The organism is Ruegeria sp. CDSA020, from assembly GCF_059612345.1.
Genome location: NZ_JBXWQK010000012.1, coordinates 1 through 17,777, shown reverse-complemented (window position 1 = coordinate 17,777; position 17,777 = coordinate 1). Strand labels below are relative to the sequence as shown.

The following is a 17,777-nucleotide window of genomic DNA, read 5'->3' as shown; positions in this document are numbered from 1 at the left end:
CACCGGGCCGGCCCGATTACGTTGAGGCAGAAGGAAATACTGATGTCAAAACGCGACTATTACGATGTGCTCGGCGTATCCAAGGGTGCATCAGCGGACGAGATCAAGAAAGGCTTTCGTAAGAAGGCCAAAGAATTACATCCCGACCGCAACAAGGACAATCCGGAGTCAGAGGCACAGTTCAAAGAAGCGAACGAGGCCTATGACGTCCTGAAAGATGCTGAACGCAAGGCGGCTTATGACAGGTTCGGTCATGCTGCATTCGAAAATGGCATGGGCGGCGGTGGCCGACCTGGCGCTGGCTTTGGTCAGGGCGACTTTTCCAGTGCATTTTCGGATGTGTTCGACGACCTGTTCGGCGATTTCATGGGCGGCCAACGGGGCGGGGGCGGTGGACGTCGTGCCGCACGCGGTTCGGATCTGCGCTATAACCTGCGCGTCTCGCTGGAAGAGGCGTATTCAGGTCAGCAGAAAACCATCAATGTCCCGGCAGCGGTTGCCTGTTCGTCCTGCGACGGATCCGGGGCTGAAGGCGGTGTTGAGCCCACCACCTGTCCGACCTGTTCAGGTATGGGCAAGGTGCGTGCGCAACAAGGCTTTTTCACAGTAGAACGCAGCTGTCCGACCTGTTCGGGCCTGGGTCAAATCGTCAAGAACCCCTGCAAATCCTGTCAGGGTGCGGGCCGTGTTGAAAAAGAACGCGCTTTGTCCGTTAACATTCCAGCCGGTGTCGAAACCGGCACGCGCATTCGTCTGGCCGGTGAAGGCGAGGCTGGAATGCGCGGTGGCCCTCCGGGTGATCTATACATCTTTGTAGAGGTCTCAGATCACAGGCTGTTCGAGCGTGACAGCGTGAACCTCTATTGCCGCGTGCCGGTCAGCATGGCCAAAGCCGCGCTTGGTGGTTCGATCGAAGTTCCGACCATCGACGGTGGCCGCGGGCGTGTGCAGATTCCAGCGGGCAGCCAATCGGGTCGCCAGATGCGCCTGCGCGGCAAGGGCATGCCAGCCCTACGTGGTGGCGGTGTTGGAGATATGTTCATTGAGCTGGCCGTGGAAACTCCGGTAAACCTCACCAGCCGCCAGAAAGAGCTGCTGCGCGAGTTCGACGACCTGGGTGAAGATAATCACCCGGAATCCAACAGCTTTTTCTCCTCCGTCAAATCCTTCTGGGACGGGATGAAGGGCTGAAGTCTTTTCCCAAAAAAGGGGGCGCTGCCCCCGCGACTCCCCCGAGGTATTTAGGGTCAGATGAAGCAGGTGATCCGCTCTTCATCGGGCTAAAATACCTCGGAGCGCGAGGCAGAGCCTCGCAAATCTCCGCTTGATTATTGTCGCCGCTCCTGAGATGGTCCGCGCAACCGTTGGGGTGCCCTGTTCGCAAGGCTGAGAGGTGCTGCTGCATCAACCCATCGAACCTGATCCGGGCAATACCGGCGGAGGGAACGGTCTTATGAATACAGACGTTTTCCCTGCCCCGTTGCCCCTAGAAGATGGAGCAACGACATGGCGGCAATTGCCCTGACCATTGCAGGGTCCGACAGCGGAGGCGGGGCCGGAATTCAGGCGGACCTCAAGGCGATGTCTGCGCTGGGCGTTTATGGGGCCAGCGTTATTACGGCGGTGACTGCTCAGAACACCCTGGCCGTGTCAGCCGTTCATGGCATTCCTCTGAGTGTGATCCGCGCGCAAATCGACGCCGTGCTGAGCGATCTGGATGTCGGGGCGATCAAGATCGGCATGCTGGCAACTCCCGAGATTATCGAGACCGTTGCAGATGCCCTTTCAGGCTATGCCGGGCCCATAGTTTTGGACCCTGTCATGATAGCGAAATCCGGGGATGCATTGCTGGCGGGTGATGCAATCCGGACCCTTATGGACCTTCTGATACCACGCGCGACTGTTCTGACGCCCAATTTGCCCGAGGCTGCGCGCCTGCTTGGACAGTCCGAAGCGCAGTCTCCGGATGAAATGGTGGTTCAGGGACAGGCCCTTTGCGCAAAGGGGGCCGCGTCTGTTTTGATGAAAGGAGGGCATGGACAGGGCGAGATATGTCATGATCTGTTGGTCGACGGTTCGGGATTGGTGGATGAATTCACAGCGCAGCGCCGGAACACAAAGAACACCCACGGAACCGGGTGTACATTGTCCTCGTCAATTTCCGCCGGGTTGGCCAAAGGTCTGAGCTTGCAGGATTCCGTGGCAGAGGCACATGCTTATTTGCAAGGCGCTATCGCCCAGGCTGATGGGCTGTGCGTGGGCCGGGGCCATGGTCCGGTGCATCATTTCCATTGGGTCTGGCCGGCGTGACGATCTGGTCTGTCATAGGGGCAGGCGTGGCCGGTTTGGCTGTTGCGTCCGAATTGGCCCATCGCGGCGCACGGGTGCAGGTCTTTGACCCCGCCGGCCTGCCGGGTCCGCATGGCTGTTCTTGGTGGGCCGGGGGAATGCTGGCCCCGTGGTGCGAGTTCGAAAATGCCGAAGAGCCGGTCTTGCGCCTGGGGCAGGGTGCTTTTGACTGGTGGGCGAACCGGACCAAGGTTCATCAGCGCGGTACTTTGGTCGTTTGCGGTGCGCGCGACTTGCCGGATTTGCGTCGATTTGGTCGTCGAACGCAGGGGCATCATGAGGTAGATCAGCAGGAACTAGCCGCATTAGAGCCTGATCTACATGGTTTCGGCAACGGTCTGTATTTCAAGGACGAAGCCCATATAGACCCACGCATGGCGCTGCAGGATGTCTTCGACAATCTTATCGCGCGGGGCGTTGCCTTTCATCGCGAACCCGCCCCTGCTGGGTTGGAGAACGCGATTGACTGCCGTGGTCTTCAGGCGCGGGACGCCTTGTCTGATCTTCGGGGCGTAAAGGGTGAGATGCTGGTGATCCGCTGCCCTGATGTGACGCTGACCCGGCCCGTGCGCCTGTTGCATCCCCGGATGCCGCTTTACATCGTGCCGCGTGGCGATGGCATCTACATGCTGGGCGCGACGATGATTGAATCCGAGGATAAAACCCGCATCACCGCGCGCTCGATGCTGGAACTGCTCAGCGCGGCCTATGCGTTGAACCCCGCTTTTGGCGAGGCCGAGGTGCTAGAGATCGGCGTCGATCTGCGCCCGGCCTTTCCCGACAATCTGCCTCGGATCCGGCGTCGGGGCGGGACGATTTACGCCAACGGGCTGTACCGCCACGGGTACCTGCTGGCACCTGCGCTGGCCCAAGGCGTTGCCGATCTGGCGCTTGAACACAAACATTCGGAGATGGTCGATGAAGATCGTGCTTAATGGCGAGCCGCGCGAGGTGCGGGCCGAAACCCTATCGGAATTGCTGATGGAATGCGGCTACTCGGGCCGTGTCGCCACTGCGGTGAACCAAGAATTCGTGCCCTCGGGGCTGCGTGTTGCCCATGCTTTGGTTGAAGGGGATCGGATCGAAATCGTCGCGCCGATGCAGGGGGGCTGAGGATGAAATCCTTTTACGGAACCACATTACCCAACCCGCTGATGCTGGGCACGGCGCAATATCCCAGCCCGGCTATTCTGGAGCAGGCCTTTCGCGAAAGCGGGGCGGGTGTTGCCACTGTCTCGCTCAGACGTGAATCCGGTGCAGGGCAGACATTCTGGCAGATGATCCGCGATCTGGGCGTGTTGGTGCTGCCCAACACCGCCGGATGCCACACGGTCAAAGAGGCGGTGACCACCGCCCATATGGCGCGTGAGGTCTTTGATACCAAGTGGATCAAGCTGGAACTGATCGGCCATACCGACAGCCTGCAACCGGATGTGTTCCAGCTGGTCGAAGCTGCGCGCATTCTGACCAGCGACGGGTTTCAGGTCTTTCCCTATACGACCGACGATCTGATTGTTGGCGAACGGCTGCTTGCCGCCGGGTGTGAGGTGCTGATGCCATGGGGCGCGCCGATTGGGTCAGGGCGGGGGCTGAACAATGAATATGCCCTGCGGGCGATGCGGGCAGAATTCCCGGATGTGCCCTTGGTGATTGACGCTGGTATCGGTCTGCCCAGCCACGCGGCCCACGCGATGGAGCTGGGCTATGACGCCGTTCTTCTGAACACCGCCGTGGCCCGTGCCGGAGACCCCGCGTTGATGGCCCGCGCAATGGCCCGCGCGATCGAGGCCGGGCAACTGGCCCATCAGGCCGACCCGATCGAGGCGCGCGATATGGCGGAACCTTCGACCCCGGTTATTGGAAAGGCATTTCTGTCATGACACTCGACCGGTTTTATCCGATCTTCGATCATTCGGACTGGCTGCGCCGGATGCTGCCGCTGGGTGTGAAACTGGTGCAGCTGCGGGTCAAGGACCAGCCCATGGATGTGGTGTGTGACCAGATTGCCAAGTCGCGCGACCTGTGCCGCGCAAATGGGACAGTTCTGGTGGTCAATGACTATTGGCAGGCGGCCATCGACGCCGGCTGTGACTGGGTGCATTTGGGGCAAGAGGATCTGGACGAGGCCGATTTGATTGCCATCCGCAAGGCGGGTTTGAAACTGGGCGTGTCCACCCATGATGATGATGAGTTAGAGCGCGTGTTGGCCATGGACCCCGACTATGTGGCGCTTGGCCCGGTCTATCCCACCATCCTGAAAAAGATGAAATGGCAGCAGCAGGGTCTGCCCCGCGTCACAGAATGGAAAGCGCGCGTTGGTGATACTCCACTGGTTGGCATCGGCGGGATGAGCGTCGAGCGTGCACCGGGTGTCCTGCAGGCTGGGGCGGATATCGTCTCGGTCGTGACCGATATTACCCTGAATACCGACCCCGAAGCGCGTCTGCGTCAATGGATCAAGGTCACCAGATGAGCCGGTATGCCCGTCAGACGATGTTACCCGAGATAGGGGCAGAAGGGCAGGGCCGACTGTCCTCGGCGCGCGTCCTGGTGGTAGGGGCAGGCGGGTTGGCTGCCCCGGTCCTGCAGTTGCTGGCCGGGGCAGGGGTCGGGCAGATCACGATCCTGGATAGGGATCAGGTTGAGCTGTCCAACCTGCATCGGCAGACCTTGTTTTCTGAGATGGATTGCGGACGCCCCAAGGCCGAGCGTGCGGCGGCACGGTGCAAGGCGATCAATGGGGACATAGACGTCAGCGGCAAAAAACAGGCTCTAACAGGCGAAAATGCCAGTAACCTGGTCGCTCAGGCGGATGTGATCCTGGATTGTGCAGACAGCTATGCGGCCAGCTATATCCTGTCGGACACTTGCTTGGCGCAAGGCAAGCCGCTGATCAGCGCCTCGGTGCTTGGGCTGTCGGGCTATGTCGGAGGTTTCTGCGGCGGCGCGCCGTCTTTGCGGGCGCTGTTCCCGGATGCGCCGGACAGCGGGGCAAACTGCGCCACCGCTGGTGTTCTGGGTTCGGTCGTCGGGACGGTCGGCGCGATGCAGGCACAGATGGCGTTGAACCTGATCCTTGGACTGACGCCCTCGGTGCTGGGTCAGATGGTTCAATACGATGGTCGGACACTCCGCAGCACGGCCTTCCGCTTTGACGATGCGCCCGAACCGAACAGCTGTTTCCGGTTTCTCTCGGCCGGGCAACTGACGACAGATGACCAGATCATCGAGCTGCGCAGCCCCGAGGAATCCCCGCGCCCGGTACATCCTAATGCGCAACGGATATCGCCGGATGATCTGAATCAGATAGACCCTAATAAAGGCAAAAGGCTGGCATTGTGCTGTGCTACCGGATTGCGCGCCTGGCGTGCTGCCGAACGAATTCAACCGATTTGGCCGGGCGAGATTGTTCTTGTCGCGGCCTCAACCTCGTGAACAGAAGGAACCGCGAGATATGAAAAAACTGATCGCTGCAATCGCCCTGCTGGCTGCCGCGCCGGCCTGGGCCGAGGATAAGATGACCGTCTTGTTGGATTGGTTTGTGAACCCTGACCATGGTCCAATTATCGTCGCACAGGAAAACGGCTATTTCGCCGACCAGGAGCTTGAGGTTGAGATCATTCCGCCCGCGGACCCCTCCGCGCCGCCGCGTCTGGTGGCCGCTGGTCAGGCCGATCTGGCGGTGTCCTATCAGCCGCAGCTGCACCTGCAAATCCATGAGGGCTTGCCGCTGAAACGGGTCGGCACGCTGGTTGCCACCCCGCTGAACTGCCTGCTGGTGCTGGATGATGGCCCGATCAAGTCGCTGGCCGATCTGCGGGGCAAGAAAATCGGTTTCTCGGTCGCCGGTGTCGAAGAGGCGATCCTGACAACCCTTCTGGGGCAGCATGATATCGGTCTGGATGAGATTGAGATGGTCAATGTCAACTTCTCGCTGTCGCCGTCGCTGATGACCGGTCAGGTGGATGCAGTTATCGGGGCGTTCCGGAATTTTGAGCTGAACCAGATGGATATCGAAGGTGTCGCGGGTCGCTGTTTCTATATCGAAGAGGAAGGCATCCCACCCTATGACGAGCTGATCTATGTCGCCAATCCCGATACGATGGATGCCGACAAAATCGCCCGTTTCTTGGCGGCGACCGAGAAAGCGACCCAGTATATCGTCAACAACCCGGGAAAAAGCTGGGAAATCTTCGCGGCCACCTCGACCGAGCTGAAGGATGAGCTGAATGCCCGCGCCTGGGTCGACACGCTGCCCCGGTTCGCACTGCGTCCGGCGGCGTTTGATGCGGGTCGCTATGCGCGGTTCGAGGAGTTCCTGAAGAACAGCGGCATGATCGACAGCCTGAACCCGGTCAGCGACATTGCCATCGATGTGACCGCGCAATGAGCAATTACGGCAAAGCTTTCGCATTGATGCGGGATGCCGCGCAGGGGCCTTGGCGGGATTACACTCGCCACACCTTTGTGGAAGGGATGAAAGACGGAACGCTGCCGCGCGCGGCGTTCCTGCATTACCTGCGACAGGACTATGTGTTCCTGATCCATTTTTCCCGTGCTTGGGCACTGGCGGTTGTCAAATCCGAGACTCATTCGGAAATGCTGACCGCCGTAGCCACGGTAAATGCGCTGGTTGCCGAGGAAATGCAGCTGCATATCGGTATCTGTGAGGCGGCTGGGATCTCCCATGAGGAGCTGTTCGCAACCCCTGAACGCGCCGAAAACTTGGCCTATACGCGCTTTGTGCTTGAGGCCGGGTATAGCGGTGATTTGCTGGACCTGCTGGCGGCTCTGGCCCCTTGTGTGATGGGCTATGGTGAAATCGGCACGCGGCTGGCCTCTGAAGCTACGTCCGAGGTCTATCGTGATTGGATCAATACCTATGCCAGTGACGACTACCAAGGCGCGTGCAAAGCGGTTGGAGAACTGCTCGATCAGGCTCTAACACGGCGTATTGGTGAGAACTTTGCAGCTTCGCCTCGCTGGGACCGCCTGTGCCAGACCTTCCGCACCGCAACCGAGCTAGAGGTTAACTTCTGGCAAATGGGGCTGACCCCATGACACGGGCGCCCGAACTGAGCATCAACGGCACGGCTACGATTGACGGGGCGACGTTGTTCGCGCCGCTTACCCTGACCCTTGGGGCCGGGCAGTGGACTTGCCTGTTGGGCGGATCGGGCGTTGGTAAAACCACAATTCTACGTCTGATTGCCGGGCTTGATACAGGTGCCGTGTTCACCGGGCAGATCACCGCCGGCGACGGTGCTCCGATGCAGGACCGCGTGGCCTATATGGCGCAGGATGATCTGCTGCTGCCCTGGGCAACAGTCGCACAGAATGTCTCGTTAGGTGCGCGGCTTCGGGGCAAGTCGGTCGATCTGGAGCGACGCAACCGTCTGATTCAGCGCATGCGATTGCAGGATCATATGACCAAGAAACCGTCCGAGCTGTCCGGCGGTCAGCGCCAGCGCGTGGCCTTGGCCCGCACGCTGATGGAAGATCGCCCGATTGTTCTGCTGGATGAGCCGTTCTCGGCCCTTGATGCTCGCACCCGCGCCGACATGCAGGATCTTGCGGTCGAAGCGTTGCAGGGCCGGACTGTTCTGCTGGTCACCCATGATCCGGGTGAGGCGGCGCGGCTGGGCCAGTCCATCATGGTGATGACGCCGCAAGGCCTGACCCCCTGTGAGCCGCCGCATGCCCCCGCCCCGCGCCATGTGGACGACCTTGAAACGCTGGAAACCCAAGGCGCACTGTTGCGCCTGCTGCGTGAGGCGGTCGCATGAAATATCTCTCCGCCCTTGCAGCCACCGTGTTTGCGATTGCGATCTGGCAGGGTATCGTCTGGACGACCGGCTTGCCTAAGTTCATCCTGCCAAGCCCCGCCGTGGTGGCCGAGACTTGGTGGCAGAACCGTTGGCTGATCGCCGAACACACTTGGATCACTGCGGTCGAAGTGGTGATTGGATTGGCCTTTGGGACGGTTCTGGGTGTGGTCACTGCGCTGCAACTGGCCAATTCGCGGGCGGCGCGCGTGCTGGTACAGCCGATGCTGGTGTTCACGCAGGCTCTGCCGGTGTTTGCGCTGGCCCCGTTGTTGACGCTTTGGCTGGGCTATGGCCTCTGGTCCAAGGTCGCGATGGCGGTGCTGATCATCTATTTCCCGATCACCTCGTCTTTCTTCGATGGGCTGATGCGGACGCCGCAGGGCTATCTGGACCTTGCGCGCACGATGCAGGCCAGTCCGCGTGCAGTGCTGTGGTATATCCGCATTCCGGCGGCGATGCCCTCGCTGGCGTCGGGGATGAGGCTGGCCGCCGTCTATGCGCCGATCGGGGCGGTGATTGGTGAATGGGTCGGCTCGTCCCAAGGGTTGGGATATTTGATGCTGTTGGCCAATGGCCGTGCAAAGACCGATCTGATGTTCGCCGCGATGTTGACCTTGGGGGTGTTTTCCATCGTGTTGCATATGGTTGTCCGCAGCGCCACTGCCCGCATGGCAGGTGAGGTGCGTTAACCATCTGGAAACCGATTCTGCGTCAGGCTGAGAGCATGACACAGGACGCCTTTTCCGAAGCCCCAATGCTGTTCGATACAGACGAAGCCCCCGCGCAGCCGCTGCCGACGGGTCGGTTACCCTCCTACATCAAAGATCATCGCAAGCGGCTGCGCGCACGGTTCCTGTCTGGCGGGTCCGCCGCCATGCCGGATTATGAGCTGTTGGAGTTGGTGCTGTTCCGTTCAATCCCCCGGCAGGATGTGAAACCGCTGGCGCGTGCGCTGATGGAGGCGTTTGGCGATTTCAACCGGGTGCTGACCGCGCCCGAGGAACGGCTGCGCCAAATCAAAGGTGTCGGGGATAGCGTGATCACCGATCTGAAAATCCTTGAGGCCTGCGCCCATCGCATGGCCCGCGCGCGGGTGATGAGGCGACATGTGATTTCCGGATGGGACGCATTGCTGGACTATTGCCACACCACCATGGCCCATCGCGAGACCGAACAATTCCGTGTGTTCTATCTGGATCGCAAAAACGTGCTGATCGCTGATGAGGAGCAGGCCAAGGGCACGGTGGATCATGTCCCTGTCTATCCGCGTGAGGTTGCCAAACGGGCGCTGGAGCTGAATGCCTCGGCGTTGATACTTGTGCATAACCATCCGTCAGGTGACCCGACCCCGTCGCAATCGGATATCGACATGACCAACCGAATTCAGGATGCCTGCCTGGCACTGGGCCTGACGCTGCATGACCATCTGATCATTGGAAAGTCGAACGAGTTGAGCTTCAGGTCCGAAGGCTATCTGTGAGTGCTATTGAACCCAGACCTCGACTCGGCGGTTGACCTTTCGGCCCCATTTCGTGTCGTCGCAGGCCATGGGCATGGCCTCGCCAAAGGCGTCGACCGTGATTTCGACGCTGTCCCCGATAGCGGTTTCAATCTCGGCCAATACGGCATTGCGAACGGTTTTTGCCCGCAACAATGCGATCCGCGCATTGGTTGACGCTGCCCCTTCGCCATCGCTGAAGCCGACAAACCTAAGCTTTCGGGCATCGAGGGTCCCGGATTCCAAAAGAAGGGCAAGATGTCGGATATTGGACCGTGACTGCGCATCCGGGCGCGAGGAACCGGGCTCGAACCGGAAGGACAGTGACAGGCGGGACATGGGTCTGAAAATCTCGACCAGCCGCTGAAGTTCCTCCAAACCAACTTCTGATCCGCCCGACGCGATCGCATTGGCAAGTCGATCCCCTTGCACCCCAAGACCCATAGTCTCTGGGGTTTGATCGACAAAGCCAGCCTCGCGTATTGCCATCTGCGCCTCGGCTCCCTGGGTGTAGGCCAGGAATTGACGTGCAAAACGCGGCAATCGCCGGTCCGGCAGGTATAAAAACATAGGCGAGGTCAGCGGATAATCTTCGGTCTTGATTGACTGCCGAGTTGCCGCCAGCGCATGACCGCATCCGCCGGTCAATGGCAGGGCACGCGCGGTGCTGGCTTCGGCTTGGCTTGCGACACCTATTGAAAAGGGATCCGCAGCAACGGAACGCACCAGATCAGTACTGCGGTTATGCCGAATGGCCGCCTCGGAAAGGGCTGTGCCGGAGGGTCCCAGAAGCCTGTCTTCGACATTCTGGGCCAGACCCGAACCGGCTTCCGGAAGGTGCAGTGAAATTGGCGCATCGGGTCCGCCCAACTCGGCCCAGCTCGTAATCTCGCCCGAAAACACCCGGGTTAATTCCGCAAGCGAGATTTGCTGTAACGGGTTCGAGTTGGCAACGATTGGTACCAAAGCGTCAAGCGCGATGACGCGGGCCCGGCGGGTGCGGGTCAGATCGCCAAGGCCTACCGCTTGTGCGGCTTGCTCCTCTTCGGGTCGGATTTCGCGCAACGCCAGAACAATATCAGCCTGGTTTTCTGCCTGCGCCCTAAATCCGCGCTCAGTGTTCCCTGCGTCAAAGAAGAACCGACCCAGCGGTGCTGCCCGCCCGGGTTGGTGCAGTTCGTAAGAAAATGTGTTGGCGGTCAGCCTGTTTGGGGTCGCCGACAACCCTTGCTGCTGTGCGAAGCCAACAATCAGCGCTGGTAGAACCTTTTCCGCCATGACCGAAGATCCGGCAAATCGGATTTCAGCCACAAAATCGGTCAGGCTTGGGCAGGCAGGTCCGGTACAGGTCACACCGGACCCATCAACTGTCAGCGTGCCGAATTGTGTTGCCACGCGATAGAACTCGCCATCAAATCCCAGCAGGTCACCGGTGACTTCGACCTTGCCGTCATGCGACATAAGCGAGATGTCTTGCGCCTGTGCGCCCGAAGCGATTGTAACGGAAGCCAGTGCAGCCGCTGCCACACGAAAGAATGTCATAAGATGCCCGAGCCTGCCTGCGGATTTAGTTTGCGGCGATTGTCAGGTCTTGGAAGAGATTATTCAACACCAGAAACTCTCCGGTGCGGGAGCATTCAGGAAAACTCAGCGTCCTGTCTTTTGATCTCAACCGATCATCCCGCAATTCAAGCGACTGGATGTTCAGGTCGCGCCCGCAATTTTCTGAAGTCACCTCGGTTTCGACAGTGATTTCTATCGACCCGTTTTGGTTGGAAAGACCAGCAGGGAACGAATAGATTTCGATGTTTTTCATGTCCCCGGTTCCGGTATTGCCCAGACGCACTACCTGTCCGGCGCCTTCGGTCGGGGTCTCGGCCGAGACATGGCCATTGCCGCCATAGATGGCCCCGAATTCCAGCGCATGAATTTGCAGGTCAGTTTCACCCTGCCATTGCAGGGCAATGCGTTCGTAATTGGCAATGTCAGCGATATGGGTGGTTGCGACTGTTCCATGCTGGTCTTCAAACGAGATCAGAAAGATCGCATATTCTGACAGGGCCGGGATTGTCATGTCCATGCGCCCTACTGCGTCGGTGCGCTGTGTGACTGTCAGACCGCTATGGTGAATTTCCACGGATTCATTACTGTGGCAGGGGGCGTTGACGACCAGCCGGGCGGCAGCACCGGGAACGGCAGTAGCGCGCGCACTGAGGGTGCAGTCAATGGGATTGACAGGTTCTGATCGACTGGATTCGATAAAACGGTTGTCGGACCCGGTCTCTTTGCTTGTTCCGTGAACCGGTGCAGATGAGGTCAGAACGACTTCGCTTAACCCGGGGATGATTGAAGCCTGATCCGTAACTGATGCCACATCAACAGAAGCCCGCTCCCCTCGCGGTTGCGCAGGGGTTCCGTTCTGCATGAGGTAGCCAATGGCCAATGCACAAGCAACGGTGCCGCCAGTGGTTACGTAGTTCTTAATTACAAACAAGACACCCTCCCCAGTTGAAGGAGCGATTCGCACCCTGCAGTTGAATCACGGCTAATATGTGGCCGTGAGGCGGACTCATTGTGTCTCGATTGTGGTGACGTCAGGTCAACCGGCCATGGCAATGCTTAAACTTCTTGCCTGAACCGCAGGGGCACTTGTCGTTGCGCGACGGGTTTCCCCAAGTTGCCGGGTCGTCTTCGACAAATCCAGGCCGCGCATCACCCGAGGCTTCGGCCTCGGCCACCGCTTCGGCGTGACCAGCGGCCTGATCTACCGCCTGCTGCGCCCGTGCCTGCTGCGCTTGCATCTGAGTCAGCATTTCGCGCTGTTCCTCTTCGGTCAGCGGTCGCACGCGGGACAGCTGCTGGGTCACGGTTTCGCGCAACGAATCCAGCATGGATTCGAACAGCTGGAAGCTTTCGTTCTTGTATTCGTTCAGCGGGTCGCGCTGGGCATAGCCGCGGAAGCCCACGACCGAGCGCAGATGTTCCAGCGTCAGCAGATGTTCGCGCCATTTGCTGTCGATCGTGTTCAGCAAGACCTGCTTTTCGATGTTGCGCATGTTCTCGGGGCCGAACGCAGCCACTTTTTGCGCCATCATCTCGTCAGCGGCGTTGATCAGCCGTTCGCGCACCTGCTCGTCATCCACGCCTTCCTCAGCGGCCCAATCCTGAACCGGGGCGTCAATGGTCAATTTTTCCTTGACCGCTGCGTGCAAACCCTCGGTATCCCACTGATCAGCATAGGATTTCGGCGGCATATATTCGTCGATCAGATCGTCGATCACCTGTTCACGCATGTCTGATACGATTTCGGACAGATCGTCGGCGGACATGATTTCGCGTCGTTGGCTGAATACCACTTTACGCTGGTCGTTCATCACATCGTCGAATTTCAGGACGTTCTTGCGCATGTCAAAGTTGCGACCTTCGACCTTGGATTGCGCCCGCTCCAGCGATTTGTTCACCCAAGGGTGGACGATGGCCTCACCTTCTTTCATGCCCAGCGTGGTCAGAACCTTGTCCAACCGTTCCGAGCCGAAGATGCGCATTAGGTCGTCTTCGAGGCTGAGGTAAAACACGGTGCGGCCCGGATCACCCTGACGGCCAGACCGGCCCCGCAGCTGGTTGTCGATACGGCGGCTCTCGTGCCGTTCGGACGCCATGACATACAGCCCACCGGCAGCCAGGACCTTTTCTTTTTCTTCAGCATGGCGGGCTTCTTCCGCGGCACGCAGCTCGGCCGGATCTGCCTCGGGGTTTTCGGCCAGCGCCTGCAGAACCTTCATTTCCACATTGCCGCCCAGCTGAATATCAGTACCGCGACCGGCCATGTTGGTGGCGATGGTTACTGCGCCATATCGGCCCGCATCGGCAACGATCTGCGCCTCTTGCTCGTGTTGGCGGGCATTCAGAACATTGTGCTGGATACCCTCTTTGGTGAGCATCTGGCTGAGCAATTCGGACTTTTCGATGGACGTGGTGCCCAGAAGGACCGGTTGTCCGTTTTTCTGGGCTTCCTTTGTCTCGTCGATCATGGCGCCGTATTTTTCGGCCGCGGTACGAAAGACCTGATCGTCCTCATCCAGACGCGCGATCGGTTTGTTGGTTGGTACTTCGACAACGCCCAGACCGTAGATTTCGGCAAATTCCTCAGCCTCGGTCAGCGCGGTGCCGGTCATGCCGCCCAGCTTGTCATACAGGCGGAAGTAGTTTTGGAACGTCACGCTGGCCAATGTTACGTTTTCGGGCTGGATCTGCACGTTTTCCTTGGCTTCGATGGCCTGATGAAGACCTTCCGACAGGCGACGACCTGGCATCATGCGACCGGTGAACTCATCAATCAGAACGACATTGCCGTCCCGCACGATGTAATCTTTGTCACGTGTAAACAGCTTATGCGCGCGCAAGCCCTGGTTCACGTGGTGAACGACTGTGGTGCTTTCAGGATCATACAGCGAATGGTCTTCTGGGATCAGGCCGTTGGCAATCAACTGTTGCTCCAGAAACTCGTTACCTTCATCCGTGAAGGTCACGTTCCGGGACTTTTCGTCCAGCGTGAAGTGATCTTCTCCCAATGATGGGATTAGCGCATCAATCGCGGTATACAGGTCCGACCGGTCCTCGGAGGGCCCCGAAATGACCAGCGGCGTCCGTGCCTCGTCAATCAGGATCGAGTCGACCTCATCCACGATCGCGAAATTGTGGTGTTTCTGGTAAATTTGATCCAGTTCCGCCTTCATATTATCGCGCAGATAATCAAAACCCAGCTCATTGTTGGTGGCATAGGTCACGTCACAGGCATAAGCAGCCTTTTTCTCGGCATCGGGCTGCCCTGACCAGATGACACCGGTGGTCATGCCCACGGCGGCAAACACCTTGCCCATCCATTCCGAGTCGCGCTTGGCCAGGTATTCGTTCACCGTGACCACGTGCACGCCTTTACCGGTCAGCGCGTTCAGATAGGCGGGGAGGGTCGCAACCAATGTCTTGCCTTCACCCGTTTTCATCTCGGAAATATTGCCCTGATGCAGGAAGGCGCCGCCCATCAACTGCACATCAAAGGCACGCAGGCCCAGCGCGCGTTTTGCCCCTTCGCGTACGTTGGCAAACGCCTCGGGCAGCAGATCATCCAGGCTTTCGCCTTCCAACGCACGTTTGCGCAGCTCGGCGGTCTTTGCGATCAGGCCGTCATCCGACAGATTCTCGAACTCGGGTTCCAGCGCGTTGATCTGTTCGATCAGGGGGCGGGTCGCCTTGATCTTGCGGTCGTTCGGTGTTCCGAACACCTTTTTGGCGAGCGTTCCGAGTCCCAGCATGTTCACTCCAGCGGATCTGTTCTTGTCTTGGTTTTGACAGGCTTGCCCACCTTGCGCGCAACCCATAGATACGGGGGGTGAAAGGCGGCCCTGTCCAAGGCTTCAAAGCGATGTAAGCGGCAGGTTCCAGAGTGTCAACGCTGCGCCCTGCCGTGGCAAAGAAATAGGATGATTCCATGCCCAAAGGCCTCACTTTTCTGCCATCGCTGGCCCTTGCAACGGTGATGGCGCTGCCATTGGCCGCCGAAACCAAGCCCGATGCCAGCACGGTGGTCGCCCGCGTAAACGGCGAAGAAATCACTCTGGCGCATGTGATCGCAACAGTTGCGACACTGCCCCCCAACTATCAGCAGGTCGAAGATGATGTTCTGTATGATTTCATCATCGAACAGCTGATTCAGCAGCAGTTGCTGGGCCAGGAGCAAGAAGGGCTGAGCAATCTGAACGCCTTGGCCATCGAGAACGAGACGCGGTCGTTGCTGGCGGTTCAGACCGTAAATGCCCTGATCGACGAAGTTGTAACGGCAGAAACCATTCAGACCGCCTATGATGCGCGCTTTGCCGAGTTTGAAGGCGAAGATGAGTTTAATGCCAGCCATATTCTGGTCGAGACCGAGGATGAGGCCAAAGACCTTAAGGCTCAGTTGGATGATGGCGCCGACTTTGCCGAGCTGGCCAAAGAAAAATCAACCGGTCCTTCCGGCCCGAATGGCGGGGTGCTGGGTTGGTTCGGCAAGGGGCAGATGGTTCCCGAGTTTGAAACCGCCGTTGTCGCGCTTGAGAAGGATCAGGTGTCGGACCCGGTGCAGACACAGTTCGGCTGGCACGTGATCATTCTGAATGACAAGCGCAAATCCGAAGCGCCCGCACTTGATGCGGTACGCGACGAGCTGGCACAGGATCTGCAAAGTGAAGCTATTCAGGCCCGTATCGGCGAGTTGACCCAGGCTGCACAGATCGAACGTCCTGCGCTCGAAGATGTGACTCCGGGCATCGTGCGTCAGTTGGACCTGATTCAGGAGTAACCCCGTGGCCTCGATCACCAAAGTCTCTCCGCTGGCCCCGGCGGCGTTTCCCGAATTGCCCGCGATTGACGGTGTGCGCTTTGCGACCGTCGAAGCCGGCGTACGCTATCAAGGCCGCACTGATGTGATGCTGGCGGTCCTGGATCCGGGCACATCAGTGGCTGGGGTCTTTACCCGCTCTGCCACACGCGCGGCACCCGTGCTGGATTGTCAGGACAAGATCGGCGGGCCAAGTGACGGGCCGGCGGCGATCCTTGTGAATTCGGGCAATGCCAATGCATTTACCGGGCATTATGGCCAAAGCTCGGTCGCCGAGGTGACGCAAGCAGTGTCCAAGACCACAGGCGTACCGGTCGAACGGGTTTTTACCTCGTCAACTGGTGTGATCGGTGAACCCTTGCCGCATGACCGCATCGTGGCGCAGCTTGAGGCCCTGAAATCCGGCCTCAGTCGCCACGCAATCGAAGATGCAGCGCGGGCCATCATGACCACGGATACCTTTCCGAAAGGAGCCTCGGCGCAGGTCGAGATTGATGGAAAAACGGTCTCTATTGCGGGGATTTCCAAGGGTTCTGGCATGATCGCGCCTGATATGGCGACGATGCTTGTTTATATCTTCACCGACGCCCAGGTCGAACAATCCGCGCTGCAGCAGATGCTGGGTACGCAAACCGACCGCACCTTCAACTGCATCACCGTCGACAGCGATACCTCGACCTCGGACAGCCTGCTGCTGTGCGCCACCGGGGCGTCGGGCGTGGATGCCACCGGCAATGCCGCCTTTGCCGAGGCTTTGGAAACCGTGATGCTGGACCTAGCCCAGCAAGTGGTCCGCGACGGCGAGGGCGCCACGAAATTCGTAGAAATTCGTGTGACCGGGGCTGTCACCGATGCCGACGCCAAGGTGCATGGATTGGCGATTGCCAATTCACCACTGATAAAAACCGCCATTGCGGGCGAAGACCCGAATTGGGGCCGCGTCGTCATGGCCATCGGAAAATCGGGTGCAGCTGCCGACCGTGACCTGCTGAGCATTTCTTTCGGAGACATCCTTGTGGCCGAAAAAGGTTGGGTCAGTCCCGATTACCGCGAGGAAGACGCCGCCGAATACATGAAAGCTCAGGACCTTGTAATCGGCGTCGATCTGGGGCTGGGCGCGGGTAAATCCACCGTTTGGACCTGCGACCTGACCCATGGCTATATCGAGATCAACGCGGATTACCGGTCGTGAAAACAGTTCTGGTTTCTGCGGTCGCCCTGATAGACATTGAGGGCCGGGTGCTACTGACGCAGCGCCCCGAAGGCAAATCCATGGCTGGACTTTGGGAGTTTCCCGGCGGCAAGATCGAACCCGGCGAAACGCCCGAGGTCGCCCTGATCCGCGAACTGCACGAAGAACTGGGCATCAACACATGGTCCTCCTGCCTTGCGCCGCTGACCTTCGCCAGCCACAGCTATGATGATTTCCACCTGCTGATGCCGCTGTTTGCCTGCCGCAAATGGGAAGGCATTCCACAATCGAAGGAAGGACAGGCGCTGAAATGGGTGCGTGCGAATGATCTGCGCAGTTACCCGATGCCTGCGGCAGATGTGCCGTTGATCCCGATTTTGCGGGATTGGCTTTAGGGTCCTGGTTCGATCTTGTCTGGACGCTGGAATTCAGCGGGCGATTTAAACCTATTGCAGCGCTTAGGTCGTGTTGACAAAAGGGATTCACAGCGCCCGCTGATCGTGATTCAAGCCGGTATCTGCGATGGAGGCCAGC

At 59.1% G+C, this 17,777-nt stretch carries 18 protein-coding genes and 1 riboswitch; of the genes, 15 read left to right on the top strand and 3 right to left on the bottom strand.

Going from position 1 to position 17,777, the window contains the following annotated elements:
* Window positions 1–42: 42 nt before the first annotated feature.
* From dnaJ to radC, 12 genes are all read left to right on the top strand, one after another.
* Window positions 43–1,191 (top strand): molecular chaperone DnaJ, encoded by a 1,149-nt coding sequence (gene dnaJ, locus AC2FJW_RS17825; protein WP_142637347.1) that lies wholly within the window; start codon window positions 43–45, stop codon window positions 1,189–1,191.
* Between the two features lie 164 nt (window positions 1,192–1,355).
* Window positions 1,356–1,462: riboswitch (TPP riboswitch) on the top strand.
* Between the two features lie 44 nt (window positions 1,463–1,506).
* Window positions 1,507–2,310, top strand: a complete 804-nt coding sequence (thiD, locus tag AC2FJW_RS17820; RefSeq protein WP_496750904.1) for a bifunctional hydroxymethylpyrimidine kinase/phosphomethylpyrimidine kinase — start codon at window positions 1,507–1,509, stop codon at window positions 2,308–2,310.
* Window positions 2,307–3,284 carry an FAD-dependent oxidoreductase gene (locus AC2FJW_RS17815; RefSeq protein WP_496698736.1) on the top strand — a complete coding sequence of 326 codons (978 nt, stop codon included), beginning with the start codon at window positions 2,307–2,309 and terminating at the stop codon, window positions 3,282–3,284. Before thiD ends, AC2FJW_RS17815 begins: the two co-directional genes overlap by 4 nt.
* Window positions 3,268–3,462 (top strand): sulfur carrier protein ThiS, encoded by a 195-nt coding sequence (gene thiS / locus AC2FJW_RS17810; RefSeq protein WP_496698738.1) that lies wholly within the window; start codon window positions 3,268–3,270, stop codon window positions 3,460–3,462. Before AC2FJW_RS17815 ends, thiS begins: the two co-directional genes overlap by 17 nt.
* A gap of 2 nt (window positions 3,463–3,464) precedes the next feature.
* Window positions 3,465–4,229 carry a thiazole synthase gene (locus tag AC2FJW_RS17805; protein WP_496750903.1) on the top strand — a complete coding sequence of 255 codons (765 nt, stop codon included), beginning with the start codon at window positions 3,465–3,467 and terminating at the stop codon, window positions 4,227–4,229.
* Window positions 4,226–4,822 carry a thiamine phosphate synthase gene (locus AC2FJW_RS17800; RefSeq protein WP_496750901.1) on the top strand — a complete coding sequence of 199 codons (597 nt, stop codon included), beginning with the start codon at window positions 4,226–4,228 and terminating at the stop codon, window positions 4,820–4,822. Before AC2FJW_RS17805 ends, AC2FJW_RS17800 begins: the two co-directional genes overlap by 4 nt.
* Window positions 4,819–5,784, top strand: a complete 966-nt coding sequence (locus AC2FJW_RS17795) for a ThiF family adenylyltransferase (protein ID WP_496750900.1) — start codon at window positions 4,819–4,821, stop codon at window positions 5,782–5,784. Before AC2FJW_RS17800 ends, AC2FJW_RS17795 begins: the two co-directional genes overlap by 4 nt.
* A 19-nt stretch (window positions 5,785–5,803) precedes the next feature.
* Window positions 5,804–6,739, top strand: a complete 936-nt coding sequence (locus tag AC2FJW_RS17790) for an ABC transporter substrate-binding protein (RefSeq protein WP_496750899.1) — start codon at window positions 5,804–5,806, stop codon at window positions 6,737–6,739.
* Window positions 6,736–7,410, top strand: coding sequence for a thiaminase II (gene tenA / locus AC2FJW_RS17785; protein WP_496703216.1), 675 nt, complete (start codon window positions 6,736–6,738; stop codon window positions 7,408–7,410). Before AC2FJW_RS17790 ends, tenA begins: the two co-directional genes overlap by 4 nt.
* Window positions 7,407–8,135, top strand: coding sequence for an ABC transporter ATP-binding protein (locus AC2FJW_RS17780; protein ID WP_496750898.1), 729 nt, complete (start codon window positions 7,407–7,409; stop codon window positions 8,133–8,135). The genes tenA and AC2FJW_RS17780 overlap by 4 nt, the downstream gene beginning before the upstream one ends.
* Window positions 8,132–8,866, top strand: coding sequence for an ABC transporter permease (locus AC2FJW_RS17775; protein WP_496750896.1), 735 nt, complete (start codon window positions 8,132–8,134; stop codon window positions 8,864–8,866). The genes AC2FJW_RS17780 and AC2FJW_RS17775 overlap by 4 nt, the downstream gene beginning before the upstream one ends.
* Before the next feature lie 35 nt (window positions 8,867–8,901).
* Window positions 8,902–9,657 carry a RadC family protein gene (gene radC / locus AC2FJW_RS17770; RefSeq protein WP_496750895.1) on the top strand — a complete coding sequence of 252 codons (756 nt, stop codon included), beginning with the start codon at window positions 8,902–8,904 and terminating at the stop codon, window positions 9,655–9,657.
* A 3-nt stretch (window positions 9,658–9,660) separates the two neighbouring features.
* On the opposite strand, the gene AC2FJW_RS17765 is transcribed toward radC, so the two are convergent.
* From AC2FJW_RS17765 to secA, 3 genes are all read right to left on the bottom strand, one after another.
* On the bottom strand, window positions 9,661–11,217 hold the full coding sequence (locus AC2FJW_RS17765) for a phosphate ABC transporter substrate-binding/OmpA family protein (RefSeq protein WP_496750893.1): 1,557 nt from the start codon (window positions 11,215–11,217) through the stop codon (window positions 9,661–9,663).
* A gap of 25 nt (window positions 11,218–11,242) precedes the next feature.
* Complete coding sequence (locus AC2FJW_RS17760; protein ID WP_496750891.1) at window positions 11,243–12,169, bottom strand: hypothetical protein; 927 nt, start codon at window positions 12,167–12,169, stop codon at window positions 11,243–11,245.
* 100 nt (window positions 12,170–12,269) lie between these two features.
* Window positions 12,270–14,987: a preprotein translocase subunit SecA gene (secA, locus tag AC2FJW_RS17755; protein WP_496750890.1), complete on the bottom strand. Its 2,718-nt coding sequence runs from the start codon at window positions 14,985–14,987 to the stop codon at window positions 12,270–12,272.
* A 176-nt stretch (window positions 14,988–15,163) separates the two neighbouring features.
* Here secA and AC2FJW_RS17750 point away from each other — a divergent pair, with 176 nt between their 5' ends.
* From AC2FJW_RS17750 to mutT, 3 genes are read left to right on the top strand one after another with little or no spacing between them, the layout of a single operon-like run.
* A complete protein-coding gene (locus tag AC2FJW_RS17750) occupies window positions 15,164–16,012 on the top strand; it encodes a peptidylprolyl isomerase (RefSeq protein WP_142637319.1) in 849 nt (282 codons plus the stop codon).
* A gap of 4 nt (window positions 16,013–16,016) precedes the next feature.
* Complete coding sequence (gene argJ, locus AC2FJW_RS17745) at window positions 16,017–17,243, top strand: bifunctional glutamate N-acetyltransferase/amino-acid acetyltransferase ArgJ (protein WP_496698759.1); 1,227 nt, start codon at window positions 16,017–16,019, stop codon at window positions 17,241–17,243.
* Entirely contained in the window at window positions 17,240–17,638 is a 399-nt protein-coding gene (mutT, locus tag AC2FJW_RS17740) for an 8-oxo-dGTP diphosphatase MutT (protein WP_496750888.1), read from the top strand. The genes argJ and mutT overlap by 4 nt, the downstream gene beginning before the upstream one ends.
* Window positions 17,639–17,777 lie beyond the last annotated feature (139 nt).